This is a genomic window from Pyrococcus sp. ST04 (genome assembly GCF_000263735.1).
Taxonomy (GTDB): domain Archaea; phylum Methanobacteriota_B; class Thermococci; order Thermococcales; family Thermococcaceae; genus Pyrococcus.
Genome location: NC_017946.1, coordinates 1,335,949 through 1,350,502 on the forward strand (window position 1 = coordinate 1,335,949; position 14,554 = coordinate 1,350,502).

Genomic DNA, 14,554 nt, shown 5'->3' on the forward strand with positions numbered 1-14,554 from the left:
AAGAGAAGGGATATTTAAGCTTTGGCATAAAGCCAGCACGCAACGTAGTGATCCTTTTCCACTTCTACCATGGGAGGTTCTTCTTTGTCACAGAGACCAGCCTTGGCAAATGGACATCTTGGATGGAATCTACAGCCTTTTGGTGGGTTAATTGGACTTGGTGGTTCTCCCGTAACTTTCATCCTTTTCTTCTTCATTTCCCTTGCTATGTCAGGATCGGGAATTGGAATCGCCGAGAGCAACATCTTTGTGTAAGGATGCAAGGGATTTTCGAATATTCTGTCAGCTGGCCCAACCTCAACTAGCTTACCTAGGTACATGACGCCTATCCTGTCACTCATGTATTTTACTACACCCAGATCGTGGCTTATGAAGAGATATGTAAATCCGTGCTTCTCTTGAAGTTCCTTTAATGTGTTGAGGATGTTAGCCTGGACAGAGACATCTAATGCTGATGTTGGCTCATCCAGGACTATGAACTCAGGTTTTAATGCAAGTAACCTGGCTAGAGCTATCCTCTGTCTCTGACCGCCAGAGAATTCATGGGGATAACGGTAGAGGTGCATTTCATTAAGTCCAACGCTTTCAAGTAACCTTACAACGAACTCTTCTGGGTCATCTACCTGAATGCCATGAAATCTAACTGGTTCCATTATTATCTGAAAGACAGTTTGTCTAGGATTGAGTGAAGAATAAGGATCCTGGAACATTATCTGAGCTTTTCTTCTAAACCACTTCAGCTCTTCTCCTTTGAGCTTTGTCACATCCTTTCCCATGAAGAGTATCCTGCCTGAAGTGGGCTCGATAAGCCTAAGTATTGTCCTTCCAGTTGTTGTTTTTCCACACCCACTTTCCCCAACCAGACCAAAGGTTTCTCCCTTGTAAATTTCGAAGCTTATGTCATCAACTGCCTTAACCCATCCAACGGTTCTGAATAGACCCCTAACAGGGAAATACTTCTTCAGATGTTCAACTTTAAGTACAGGCTCGGTCATCTTCTCTCACCTCAGTATAGGTGGCACGCAACAAAGTGTCCAGGCTCGATTTCCTTAAGCTCAGGCACTTTCTCCTTACAGATCTGCATGGCCTTTGGACACCTTGGATGGAACCTACATCCACCTGGAGGTGTTATTAGATTCGGCACCGTTCCAGGAATTGCCTCTAGCTTTTCTATCTTGGTCATTGGATTCGGAACAGCCTTCAGTAATCCCTGGGTGTATGGGTGAAGGGGATTCTTGAAAATCTGATCCACAGAACCTATTTCGACTATCTTTCCAGCGTACATTACAGCAACCCTATCTGCGGTTTCAGCAACGACACCAAGGTTGTGGGTGATTAGAATTATAGTGGCTTTGTACTCTTTCTTCATTTTTTCAAGCAACTCCAGTATCTGCGCCTGAACTGTAACATCAAGAGCCGTTGTTGGCTCATCGGCAATTAAAATTCTTGGATTATTTGAAACTCCTATTCCTATCACTACTCTCTGCTTCATTCCACCTGAAAGCTCGTGGGGGTAATTATTTACTCTCCTTTCAGGGTCTGGTATTAGAACTGATCTTAGAATGTCAACTGCCCTCCTTATTCCTTCCTTAATGCTCTTTATCTTTCCATGAACCTCCATTGCCTCGGCTATTTGATAGCCCACCGTGTATAGTGGATCTAATGAAGCATGAGGATCCTGGAATATGTAGGCTATTTCATTCCCTCTAATCTTCCTGATCTCCTCTTCGCTGAGTTTGAGTAGATCTACAACACTTCCATCATCCCTATAATAAAGCACTTGACCTTCAACAATTCTCCCAGGACTTTCTATTAGCTGAGTTAAAGCTCTTGAAGTAACACTTTTCCCACAGCCTGTTTCTCCAACCAAGGCGAATGTTTCACCCTTGTAGACGTCGAAGGATACTTTCTCTATTGCCTTAACTATTCCAGCATAAGTGTAAAAGTGAACGGTGAGGTTTCTAACTTGAAGTATGGGTTCAGGCACCCTCCTCACCCTCCTTCTTCTTTACCTTAAATTCTATGCTCCTTCTTGTCTTAGGATCAAGGATATCTCTAAGTCCATCTCCCAGAAGGTTCCATCCTAAGGCTGTTAATAGAACTGCCAGACCTGGGTAGAACACCAACCACCACGAGGCTGGGAAGTACTGGGCTCCATCGTAGACTATTCTACCCCAGTCTGCTATTGGAGGCGTAGCACCCAAACCAAGGAAGCTTAAACCAGCTTCCATCAGCACTACTCCACCGAAATCCAAGGTTATGTAAACTAGGATTGGTCCTATTATATTTGGCAGTATATGCTTGAACAATATTGTCCTAGTCGGCAGGCCTATGGCCCTGGCGGCCTCCACATAGAGTTTTTCCCTCTCAGTTAGCGTTGAACCTCTAGTTATCCTCGCATATCCAGGCCACCACACGATTATCATTGCAACTATTACTGCAAGTAATCTTCCAAGGTTACCAGCTTCTCTTTTATCAAGAGCGAAGATCACTAAGACTAGCTTCTCAAGTAAAGGATGACTTGTTATAAGAGCCTGTAATCTATCGGGCAATACTGCCGAAAATGCTATTGCAAGAATCAATGCCGGAAATGATAGGAACATGTCAGTTATACGCATTATCAACTCGTCAACTTTTCCTCCATAGTATCCAGCTATTAGTCCCAGGATTATTCCAAGAGGAACGCCTAGAGCTATAACTATTATTGAGATAACGAAACTTGTTCTAGCACCTTGGAGAATTAAGCTCAAAAGATCTCTCCCGTAATGGTCGGAGCCTAGTGGATAGTGTATCACAGTATTGTTGTAGTACTCTAACACCGCTTCACTACCTGGAGGAACACGGACTACTGCCGAATAATTAGCCGTATAAAGTGCTGGAAGGAAGTTATATTTCCATGGTGCAAGATAAGGTCCGAATATTCCAACAAATATGAATATTAAGACAAGGAATAGACCAATTAACGCGGGGGGAGATCTATTTAGTGCATACAACATTAATCTCCATTCTTCCAACTTTGACTTATTTTTCTCCATCCAACCTCTCTTAAACAGGCTAATGAATTTACCTAAACCAAAGACTATTTTATCAGCGAGCTTGTCAAGTATCGTCTTCTTGTACTCTTCCCTCATGACTAATCACCTCAGTATCTAACTCTTGGATCAATTATTGCATACAAGATGTCTACGATCAAGTTCATAATCACGTAGATTAGGGCATATATGAACGTCACAGCAACAACAACTGGAAAGTCCAGGTTCTGGATCGCTTGAACTGCATATCTACCCATTCCTGGCAAACCAAAGACTGTCTCCGTTATTGGCGTTCCACCAAGAAGTCCACCAAATTGAAGTCCTAGAACGGTAACTATTGGGACAAGGGCATTCTTTAGGGTGTGCTTGTATATTCTCATCTTGGGAACGCCCTTAGCTTTTAAAAACTGCACAAAGTCCGAACTTAAAGCCTCCAAGAAGCTGTTTCTTACGAATCTGGCAGTAACACCCATCCCCAAGAATCCTAAGGTGAATCCAGGGAGCCAGAATCTTGCTAAGTGCTGCTTGAACAACGTAAAGTCTCCTCTCAGCAGAGCATCTATTATTGGAACACCAGTTATCTTTGGAGGGAATGGAGGAACTCCCGCAATTGTAGTTACCCTGTACTTTACGAAGAATATGTACAGCATTAGGTAACCCAACCAGAAAGCTGGGGTAGAGACTCCAAGAAGTGCAAAAATTCTAACTGCAGTATCAACCCAACTGTTTCTCTTTAGAGCTGAGATTATTCCAAGAGGTATACCAATTATCACCATAAACGTGAACGCTATTATAGCTAGCTGGAAAGTTATTGGAAATCTCTTTCCAACGTCTTCCATTACAGGGTTAGAAGTCCTTGGATCAATGATCGTATTAGTTAATAAGCCCTTCATCAAAAACACATACTGATCATACCATGGCTTATCAAGATGGTACTGCTTTATTATTAGTTCCATTGCCTCTTTAGTTGCCTTTTCACCACCGGCCCATGCCTTTACTGGATCCGCAGGTATTTTGTATGCAATTAAGAATACTATTAGCGTAACTCCAATTATTGTTGGTATAAATGTCAACATCCTCCTTATTAGGAACTTTTTCAGATTCGCCATCTTTGTCCCTCCATGAACATTGTCACATTTAAATTCGCATCTGAGAATATGACATTTCCAAATAAAAATAATTTGGTCTCAAAAGTATAAAAGAAAATAGGAAGAAATCAGCCAGATACGTTTATGTTAACTTCTTTGAATTCAGTAGCACCATAGAGGAATGGGCCAACCCAGTTGTCTGAGTCAAGGTAATCTGGAACCCAACCGACGATGTAGACGTCGAAGTCACCCTTTTCAGTCTTTCCAAGGTATACTGGCCATTCATAGCTCTCAACTGTAACTTGGAAGCCCAACTGGCTCCAGATATTTTGAATTAGTGTCATTACCTTCTCACGCTGTGTGTTACCAGCGTTGTAGATCAACTTAATGCTGTACTTCGTTGGATCAATTCCAGCCTCATCTAACATCTGCTTGGCCTTTGCAATGTTGTAGGTGTACTTGATTATGCCGTACTCAGTATAACCTGGCCATGGTTTTGGTATTGGACCCCAGTTCCTCTCAAGCAGTCCATTATAAACAACCTTTGCAATCTGGTCATATGGAATTGCATATGCTAGAGCCTGCCTAACTTTTACATTGTCGAATGGCTCTTTCTGGGTGTTGAAGACTATGAACGTGAGTATTGGTAGTAATAGATCTGTCTGGACAACGATCTTGTAGTTGCCCATTGTGACTCCCTTAACGTCTTCAATCTTATCTGTTGGTATTGCAGCAACATCAGCTGTACCAGTTGTCAACAATTGAACTCTCGCGACAGCATCGTTGTTGATTATGTAGATAACTCTCTTGTGACCTGGGTTCTTAGTTGCGTTCCAGTAGTATGGGTTGTACTCAAGTACTATGTAGCTGTTCTCTTGGTAATCCTTAACATAGAATGGTCCAGTTCCGACTGGCTTCTTGTGCATTAGCTGGTGGGTTGGATCATTCGCACCCTTCTGAACATAAGCTTCCCAAGCATCTGGGTTCTTTCCATAGTTGCTGGCCTTTAATGCTTCTTCATACTTATCTCCAAGGAGGTACTCCATTGGAACTACACTGAGGAATGGATCGGCGAGTATGTTAAGAACAGCTGCATATGGGTGTGGTAGTACAAGCTTGAATACTCCTGCAGTCTCTCCCTTGTATCCGAAGAAGTCGAGTAATTCTTGTAATGACTTAACCTCCTTGGTCTTTCCATGATATTCGGCAATCAATGGGTGGCTCTTGAGGTACTCATTGAACTCCTCTTCGGTTAGAGCCTGGGAAGCTGAAACGTTCATGAACGTAGTAACCATCCAGCTAACTGAGTGTCCTAGCCTTGCAACACGCCAGAACGTGAAGACAACGTCAGTTGCATCAATTGGATAAGTCTTGTCGTTCCATGGATCGTAGGCCTTAACCCCTCCCCTGATAACGAAGTACCACTCAGTACCCTCCTTGTTGTGAGCCCATGCAACTGCCAGGTCTGGTGTTACTTCTTCAGTTTCTTCCTTCCAATATGTTACCAATGTATCACCAATCTCGTGCCAGATCTCCCATCCAAATGTTTCATAGGTCCAAGCTGGGTCAAAGCTCTCTGGCCATCCAATTGTTGCTATGACATATGTTTCTGGATCATTCTTGTATTCTCCAATTCCAGTATCGACAACTGGGGCGTTCTTGTCCTCCCATAGGAGGTCATACCTCTCTGGGAGAGTTGGGTGGTAGTATCTTCCCTTGACCCAGTCCCAGTAGACACGTAGCTGCCTGTTTTGTCCTAATATAACCTCTGGCACATAGTAGTTGCCCAGGATGTAGAGGGCCTTAAATAGTTCAGTTCTTATCTCCGGGTTTGTCTCCCTTCTTGCGGCAATAACTAGTGCATCAACGTTTGTATTCCTGAAGAATGCTGGGTTAATTGCACCGAAACCTTGGCCTTCCTCCATCAACTTCTTCACGGGAACAGTTTTCTCCTCATCAACGACATATGTGACAGTTATTACCTTCTTTCCGCTGGGGATTGAAACTGAAGGCTTTGATCCCTTTGGACCTACAACAACTATTGCAGTACCAGTATCGATGACAGTAACCTTTCCTAGTTCAAGAATTGCTTTTGTCACTCCAGTAGGCTGTGTCTGCGTTTGTGTCTGTGTCTGAGTCTGTGTTTGTGTCTGCGTTTGAGTTTGGGTTTGAGTTGGGGACTGGGTTTGTGTCTGTGTGCCCCCTCCTATACATCCACTGGCAAATGTACCAAATACAAGTATTCCAACCAACAGAAGAGTCAACAACGCCCTATTCATATCTCCATCACCTCAAGAGTTTCACGAATGAATTTAAGGGGACATTTAGCTAATAAACTTTTCGTCAATTTTAGACCATTTTGGGGACATTTTAAAGAAAAATGTAGCTATAATGTGCTATTAGTTAATATAAATTAGAACATATAGACACATAAAATTTCTCTACTTTAAAGATATTTACACAAAGCATTGAATTTTTATGACTAAAAATATACGCCACTCTAAGTGACTAAAGTAATGAGCAAACAAAGAATATTGAAACAAGAAGTATCAAGGCTCTATTACTGTTCCACTATGTCTACCTTTAACGACATCAAACAAATTCTTCGCGTCTTCTTTTCCAATTACATACGTTTTTATACCACTCCTCAGGATTATTTTTGCAGCTAAGGGATCTATAACAGTACTTGCCCCTGCCTTCTCAACCCCCCTACTTACGAGCTCTACAAGCTCGATAGCCTTCATCTTTTCAATCTTCTTAGCATTCGGATTCTTACGTGGATCATCAGTGTAAACCCCGTCAACATTTGTAACCACAATCAACAGATCGGCCCCCAGAAATTCGGCGAGTAATGCTGAAACGGCATCGGTAGTATGCCCAGGATGAGTTCCGCCCATGACTGGAATCTTCTTTAGATGAATAGCCCTCCAAGCCTCCCAAAAGTCTTCCACAACCTGAGGATAAGCTCTCTCCCTTAACGCCGCTATCAAAAGCATTGCATTAGCTCTCGTAATTTGAATCCCAATATAATCCTTAAATGCCTCGCTGGCATTAAATTCTGAAGCCACCTCAATGTATTCCCTAGCAGTCCTCCCACCTCCAACAACTATAGCAATTTCATGATCTTCACTAACTTTAGTCAGCTCATAGCTAAGCTTCTTTATGAATTCAATATCAGGCTTATCTGGAACCAAAACAGAGCCACCTATATCAAAGACTATCCTCATACATTTCCACCCCCTTACAAGTTCTCAACAAGTCTAGCTCCTTTTTCAGTAAGCTTGTAATAAATCCTCTTTCCAACCCTGTATGCTTCCTCTATCAAGCCAAGCTCTATAAGCTCCTTTATATGCTGATGAACAGCCTGATACTTTAACGGTTTGCCTAGTGCCTTCCAAATCTCATAAGCGTACATTTCCTTTTCCCTAAGTATCTTGAGTATCTCAAGCTTCGTTCCTCCTATGGAGAATTTCTCCCTTCCACCCTCACCTGTCTTCAGCCCAGATCCAGTCACGACGAGAACAACTTTATCTCCCCTCTCTATTATACCTGATTCAACGAGTTTCAATAATGCTGGCATAACTACAGCCGAAGAGAGTTCTGCAAATATTCCTTCATTTGCCAAAAGCTTTTCCCCACTATCGATCTCACTTTCCTCCACCACAACGGCGGTTCCATTGCTATCTCTAATAGCTCTTACAGCCTTTGATTTCATTAGGGGATTCTTAACAAACAATCCAAGAGCTTTCGTTTCCCTGCATTCTTTAGTTATTCCAAGAATCTCAGCAGCTATAGGATTGCATCTATCTACCTGCACTGCAATCAGTCTGGGGATATCTTCAATGGCTCCTATTTCAACGAGTTCCTTGAATCCCTTATAGATTGAGTAGAGGTAACTTCCACTACCCGTTGGTACTATGATATGGGTAGGCTCTATTTCTTCCCAAAGTTCAAATGCTATCGTTTTCTGTCCCTCCAGTCCTATTATGTTGTCCTCAGGAGTAACATTATAGAGACCGTTAAGCTTTGCAACTTCCCTTGCATAATATATGGCATCATCGACACTTTCACCATATCTGAGTATTCTTGCCCCAAAAGCTATCATCTGAATAAGCTTTCCTTTGTCAACTTTCCTGGGAACTACGACGAAGGCTTCCTTCCCCGCCCTTGCAGAATAGGCAGCAACAGAGGCAGCAGCATTCCCATCACTCGCAACTATAAAGCCGTTACTCGCATAAGGTAGACCGTAAGATATCGCCACTGTCGCAAGCCTATCTCTAAAGGATCCCGTCGGATTCCTTGTCTCATCCTTAATGTAAACTTCAACTCCAAGTTTTTCACTGATTCTTGCCTTTATTAGAGGAGTTCCTCCTTCTCTCAAGCTTATTATCTTCTTCACCTTGGGCAAAAGTTCCCTATATCTCCAAACACCAGGAATTCTTCTCCTCCACTTCTTAACATCAACGTTTGAATACTCATATGTAATCTCAAGCTCCTGGCCACAAATACAGAAGGGGGGAATTATTTCCTTATATTCCCTTCCGCACCTAGGACACTTCATATAGTCACCTCAGCCTTATAGTGTCTAAGTTGTTTGGAGCCCTTGTTGATATGCCAAACTTCTTATGAATACTCGTGGCAAGGTCAAGACACTTCTGAGGCTCACCATGAACCGTGATGACTCTCTCTGGTCTTGGTCTGACCTTTGCAACATAGTTCATCAGCTCTCTCCTGTCAGCGTGACCGGAAAATCCATCTATTGTATGGACATCCATGTTGACTTTTATAACCTCCGTCCTTCCTCCCTCGCCTATCATTGGAATTTCCCTAGCTCCATTCTGCACTTGTCTTCCTAGAGTACCTTCCGCTTGGTAGCTAACGAAGATTATTGCATTCTTAGGATCTGGAGCCAACTGCTTAAAGTATTCAACACTCGGACCCCCAACCAGCATGCCTGAAGACGCAATTATTATTGCGGGCTCCTTGCTGTCAATGATATCCTGTCTCTCTCTTGAATTTGCCACAGGATGGAATATCTCACTAAGGAAGGGGTTATAGCCCTCCTTGAATATCTGCTCCCTAAGCCTTCTGCTCAAGTACTCAGGGTAAGCGGTGTGGATTGCAGTTGCCTCCCAAATCATGCCATCTAGGTATATGGGGGCATCTATTCCCCCTATTCTCGCGTATTCTTCAAGTACCATCATGACTTCCTGTGCCCTTCCAACGGCCATTGCAGGGATTAGAACCTTTCCTCCCCTCTTTATTGTGTGATGGATTACTTCAATAAGCCTTTTCTCAGCTTCTTCTCTTGGCATCTGTATGTCATTGCTACCTCCGTAAGTGGACTCCATAACAAGCGTCTCAAGCCTTGGGAACTTTGCATTTGCAGGTTCAAGAAGCTTCGTTGGAATGAACTTGAAATCGCCTGTTATGGCTATATTGTGGAGGCCATTTCCTATGTGGAGGTGAACTATAGCAGATCCCAATATGTGGCCAGCATTATGAAGAGTTAACCTTATGTCTGGAGAAATATCCCTTACTTCTCCATAGTCCAAGGTTATTGTGTGCTTTATTACTTCTTTTATATCCTTTGGCCTGTAAAGTGGATCCTGACCATTGCTCTGCTGAATTTCTATGAAATCCTTCTGGAGAAGAACCATTAAGTCCCGTGTCGGAGGGGTGGTGTATATGGGCCCATCGAATAGGTTGTACCTGAATAGGTAAGGTAACATGCCACTGTGATCAAGGTGAGCATGAGTGATTATAATAGCATCTAAGAGCCCCTCTTTTAGGACGTATTGAAACTCGGGAGCGTCAAAGTGGGGGAACGCTTTATAGGGATCATTCATTGCAGCCACATTAACTCCAAAGTCGACAAGAACAAAACTTTCATCTGTCTGAACTAGAAGAGCACTTCTCCCAACTTCTCTAAATCCTCCCAATCCCGTTATTCGTATCCATCTGCTCTTATACTCCGGTTTTCTGTAGATGTTCCTTCCAACTTGTCTCAAAAACTTTCTCCTATCTTTGCTTTCAGTTTGAAGTATCTGCCTTATTGAATAGATCGTCTGGCTCTGGAGAGGAGGAGTTCTAACAACCCTCGGTGCCCATCTAACCTTCTGAGTTATTAACCTCAATGTTTCCCCATTCTTCCCAATAACAAGACCCGGCTTCTTAGCCTCTATAAGAACTTCACCAACTGAGGGATCAAAACTTATGTTGGTTATTTCCGCCTCCTTAGGGACTATTTCGAAAATCAGCTTTTCAGCTTCCTCAGGAGGGAGAAGAACCTCAGGATCAGGTCTTATGCTTATCCTTTTTTTCAAATCTTTTGCCAAGTCTTTTATTAGCTCCCCATCTTTCATTATTGCTTCAGGATTTTTTACATAAATAACAAGTTCAGGACCTTCAAACTCTATCTCGGTTATCTTAGCTTCCCTTGGAATCCTTTGGCTTACTCTTTGCCTAATGTCCTTTAGTATTTCATCAACCTGTGTCTCTCTTTTTATCAAGAATATCACCTCCGCTCACTGCCTAAGAATAGCCTTTAGGGTAGAATTTGAGTACTCCTGGTATCCTTCTCTGGTAATTGTGACTACTAGGATACCATCACCAGAGAATACATCCCTTTTAATAGCGACATTTATTGCCTTAACGGCTAGCTTTATTCCTTCCTTCACACTCAGATCCTCCTTATATTCTGAATCCAAAACAGAATATGCAAACTCCATACCACTTCCAGCCGCTACATACTTATCTTCAGTCACTCCTCCTGCCATATCTACAGAAAACATTCTCGGTTCTTCGTCATAGCCACCAACCAGGAACCATACAAAATATGGGAAGTACTTTGTGCCATTTAATATATTTGCAAGCAAAGTTGCTAACGCTTTGACACTCATTGGTTTTCCTACATTTGCCTTGTAAAGCCTCGCCTCAGCCCTCAAAAGCCTAACAAGACTCAGTATGTCTCCAACATCTCCTGCCCCTGCTATTGCCAAGTGTTCATCCACTTTGTGGATCTTTGTCACATTCCTTGCATAAACCATACTTCCAAAGCTTGCCCTTCTGTCAGCTGCCAACACTACTCCATCCTTACATACAATGCCTACTGTTGTTGTGCCCTTAAGTTTCTCAGTCAAGTGCAACACCCCTTGCTAGAGCTGTTTCAGAATAGAAGAAGCTCTCTTAGACATGAGGGAATGGAGTAAAATATTATATAAAGTTTTCGGCTATGGGATTCTCAGACGGTCTAAGAATATGTTCACAAAGGCTATCACGTGAGATGTCAAATAGGCTCTAGGACCAATGCTAATTCTCTCAGCAACTGACTCTAAAAGTCTCAAATCCTCCTCACTCAAACCTATATGATCCCCAAGAACAAATGCCACATTATCCTTTGGAAACTTCACCTCGAATATATCTTTTCCCCCTTCCTCAAGAACATAAAGGTTCATCCGAACGTTTCTCCTCACTACATCTTCAAACGTCATCCTACTTACAAAAACTCCTGGAAAGACTTCAACCTCTTTGGTAGGAGAATTAAGCTCTCTTCCAGCTTTCAAAGCCTTTCCAATGATCTTTGCCGTGGAAATTTCATCCGGATTTAACAGCCTTGGTATTATCCTCGGCCCTTCAAATCTTATTGTCTTAGGAGGATCTGGAGGGCCTAAAAATGTAACGTAAACCCTAACGTTCTTTCTAAAAGAATGGGATAAGTGGAAAGCGGCATTTAATGACCTACATATTAGATCTATTCTTCCACTTGTGCCAGGAAGATCTTTTAAGCTAAAATCATAGTCAGTATGAGCTTCGTTAGCCTTAATTATGAAAACCCTCATTGTTTACACCAACAAGCTTACATGAGCCCTGTTTATTCTCTCAACAACATCTACTCTTCCTTCTCGAAATACAATCCCTAGCTCTAATGGTCTCTCTGGCCTGGATCTTCTCCTGATTAGTATTCCAACCTCATTTTCAATTCTGTCCAAGTTCATTCTTGACAAGTGGAAGTATAAGAGCTGAAGGAAATTCCTATAATCGTGCATCTCTTCCAAGAACTCTCTATGTTCAGGTGGCAACTTGGGGAAGATATGCCTCATAAAAAATTCATAGAAGTGCCCAAAGGTGTCAAGGGAAGTGGCAAATAGTAACCTATAAAATGCAGCATTCTTTGAGTGAAAGAGAGAGTCCAGTACAAAAGTCGCTCTCCCCAATATTCTGGAGAGAGTTGAAAGGGGAATATTAAATGTATCAATCTCTAGGGTTGATCCGATCATCCTAAGCTTAAGGTACTCATTATGATCAAACCTGATATATATCTCCGAGTTAAGGGAATATACCTTAGATGGGAGGACTCTCATAGCCGGAAGGATATTGGAAAGAATCTGACGAACACGCCTAACATTTTCAGGACTTCCAATGAATAACGCTTCAATGTTCCCAATTTTGGTTATCTCCACGACATCTCTATCCAAATGAAACTCAAACAATCTCTTCCACGCGGGCATATTTGCATTCGTGATTATCACAAGATCCAAAGGAGACACAATGACCTCTTTATCAATCCCACCAAGCCTTTTCCTAATCCTTAGAAGAGGATGGAAACCTCTCGGATAAAGAGGAGAAACAGGAACTGTACAAAGTTCTCTAAAAGCAAGTATAACTTGACCTGCTCTTTTTATATCCCTCTCAGGCAACCTTATTGAAAGGTCAGCTAATAATCTTTCCAGCCTTGTCATGGTAGAAAATAGAAGGGGTTTAGTTTAAGAGGTTATTGATTCTCACTAGTGTCATCATTTGAGGAAGTACTAGTTTCTTTCTCTTCTGCTACCTTCTTGTCTTCTTCACTCTCATTAGTCTCTTCTTTCTTAGCTTCTTCGGATTCTTGATCCTTTGGTTTTATTAATTCTTCAATCGTTGGCTTGAATTCAACTTTCTTATATCCCAAGAACTTTATGTCACTTTCCAGAATGATTTCCCCAAGGATTAATGTTTTAGGATCAGCTTCAACTTTTGTGAAGTCTATTTTTACTTCATCCTCCCCAACCTCAATTATGACTCTATCCTTGTCTATCATTGGAAGTCTAAGTTCAATTAATCCCTTTATTTTCTCTATTGGATCTTCAATCTTTTCTAAGATCTCAACTTCATAAATCAAAGTCTTTCCAGCCAGTGGATGATTGAAATCAACTCTAACTCTCCCGCCGCTTACAGTCAGAACCCTACCTCTAAGTTTTTTTCCATTTTCGGTTGTTACTTCGACTTCAAGCCCAGGATATGGGATGATCCCCTGCCTTTTAAACTGTCCTAGGGTAAAGACTTTTATTAGCTTGGGATCTCTCAGCCCAAATCCTTCCTCAGGTGGAACTTCAATTGTATATTTCTTTCCAACTTCAAGTCCTATAAGCCTCTTATCAAGGCCAGAAATAACGTGCCCAGCGCCAACTGCGATTGTAACTGGGCCATAAATCCCATTTGGATTATAAATTCCAGCCTCCTTAGCTATGTTTTCATAAGTAGTATCAAATATCTTTCCTGTATCTTTAACTTTACCAACATAGTGGATTCTTATGACATCTCCCTTGTTCACTTTCATTTTCCCTCCCCCATTGGCGTATCAAATTGCGATTTTAAAGCTTTCCCTAAAACTTTCCTTAGGCATTAAGAAGAGATCGTCACGTTAAGTAGCTTCTCGATTAATATAGCCTCTGCTCTTAATACTTCGTCCCTTTTTCCTTCTAGTATAATCAAACCAGGTCTGGGGATTATTATCTGGTTTGAAGATGCACCTTCTGCGGGTCCTAGGATAACAACACAAAGATGATCCCTGTTTCCTATTTTTCCCAATCCAATAAGAGCCTTAGTCAAAAAACTTAGGTACCTGATATTTTTCCTCTCCATTGTCTCCTTGTAAGCATACTCTTTAGCTGATTCATTGCTCAACCCCTTCTTTATAGCTTCCCAATAGTAATATCTCTTGAAGAGCATCGATGTAACTACTGTTATTTCAGATACAGCTAATGCTCTACTTTCACAGTCGCCATAAAAACTGGAAGGGTTTTTAGAACACGCACTAACCTCAGGTGAACCAACGACAATTGTGAACTCATCATACTTTGATAAAAAAACTTGGGCCAGATCGATTTCGGGAATGCCTGTAATGTATCCTCTAATTTTTATCAGATATGCCCTAGAACCTCTCGGAGGACTCCAACCATGGGCCGTTAAATTTACATATTCAATATCCCTCAAAACTAAGTATCTAGAATCTGGATACCTAATTACAACATAAGAATGCTCAATGGTTTTCTTTTGTGGATTTATTTCATCGTCAAACTTTAGGTACCCATAAATTGGATAGAAAAGTCCTCCAATAATTATAGCAATTATCACAAAAAGAAAGACTTTCTTCCGCACTCTCTAACCTCCACA

General features: G+C 41.8%; 13 protein-coding genes. All 13 read right to left on the bottom strand.

Annotated elements, in window-relative coordinates; all coding sequences use genetic code 11:
- Window positions 1–14: 14 nt before the first annotated feature.
- Window positions 15–995: an ABC transporter ATP-binding protein gene (locus tag PY04_RS07010; protein WP_014734437.1), complete on the bottom strand. Its 981-nt coding sequence runs from the start codon at window positions 993–995 to the stop codon at window positions 15–17.
- 11 nt (window positions 996–1,006) lie between these two features.
- Entirely contained in the window at window positions 1,007–1,987 is a 981-nt protein-coding gene (locus PY04_RS07015; RefSeq protein WP_014734438.1) for an ABC transporter ATP-binding protein, read from the bottom strand.
- Window positions 1,980–3,131, bottom strand: a complete 1,152-nt coding sequence (locus tag PY04_RS07020; protein WP_014734439.1) for an ABC transporter permease — start codon at window positions 3,129–3,131, stop codon at window positions 1,980–1,982. The genes PY04_RS07015 and PY04_RS07020 overlap by 8 nt, the downstream gene beginning before the upstream one ends.
- A gap of 11 nt (window positions 3,132–3,142) precedes the next feature.
- Window positions 3,143–4,141: an ABC transporter permease gene (locus tag PY04_RS07025; RefSeq protein WP_014734440.1), complete on the bottom strand. Its 999-nt coding sequence runs from the start codon at window positions 4,139–4,141 to the stop codon at window positions 3,143–3,145.
- Window positions 4,142–4,248: 107 nt separating this feature from the next.
- A complete protein-coding gene (locus tag PY04_RS07030) occupies window positions 4,249–6,399 on the bottom strand; it encodes an ABC transporter substrate-binding protein (RefSeq protein WP_014734441.1) in 2,151 nt (716 codons plus the stop codon).
- Window positions 6,400–6,669: 270 nt separating this feature from the next.
- Window positions 6,670–7,347: a UMP kinase gene (gene pyrH, locus PY04_RS07035; RefSeq protein WP_014734442.1), complete on the bottom strand. Its 678-nt coding sequence runs from the start codon at window positions 7,345–7,347 to the stop codon at window positions 6,670–6,672.
- 14 nt (window positions 7,348–7,361) lie between these two features.
- Window positions 7,362–8,681: a pyridoxal-phosphate dependent enzyme gene (locus tag PY04_RS07040; RefSeq protein WP_014734443.1), complete on the bottom strand. Its 1,320-nt coding sequence runs from the start codon at window positions 8,679–8,681 to the stop codon at window positions 7,362–7,364.
- 4 nt (window positions 8,682–8,685) lie between these two features.
- Complete coding sequence (locus tag PY04_RS07045) at window positions 8,686–10,632, bottom strand: beta-CASP ribonuclease aCPSF1 (protein WP_048056081.1); 1,947 nt, start codon at window positions 10,630–10,632, stop codon at window positions 8,686–8,688.
- A gap of 15 nt (window positions 10,633–10,647) precedes the next feature.
- A complete protein-coding gene (gene psmB, locus PY04_RS07050) occupies window positions 10,648–11,271 on the bottom strand; it encodes an archaeal proteasome endopeptidase complex subunit beta (RefSeq protein ID WP_048056082.1) in 624 nt (207 codons plus the stop codon).
- 81 nt (window positions 11,272–11,352) lie between these two features.
- A complete protein-coding gene (gene trmY, locus PY04_RS07055) occupies window positions 11,353–11,961 on the bottom strand; it encodes a tRNA (pseudouridine(54)-N(1))-methyltransferase TrmY (protein WP_014734446.1) in 609 nt (202 codons plus the stop codon).
- A gap of 3 nt (window positions 11,962–11,964) precedes the next feature.
- Window positions 11,965–12,861 carry a hypothetical protein gene (locus PY04_RS07060; protein WP_014734447.1) on the bottom strand — a complete coding sequence of 299 codons (897 nt, stop codon included), beginning with the start codon at window positions 12,859–12,861 and terminating at the stop codon, window positions 11,965–11,967.
- Between the two features lie 32 nt (window positions 12,862–12,893).
- The gene (locus PY04_RS07065) at window positions 12,894–13,718 is read right to left on the bottom strand and encodes a peptidylprolyl isomerase (RefSeq protein WP_014734448.1); all 825 of its coding nucleotides are present in this window, start codon (window positions 13,716–13,718) and stop codon (window positions 12,894–12,896) included.
- 65 nt (window positions 13,719–13,783) lie between these two features.
- Window positions 13,784–14,539: a hypothetical protein gene (locus PY04_RS07070; protein ID WP_014734449.1), complete on the bottom strand. Its 756-nt coding sequence runs from the start codon at window positions 14,537–14,539 to the stop codon at window positions 13,784–13,786.
- Between the last annotated feature and the right edge of the window lie 15 nt (window positions 14,540–14,554).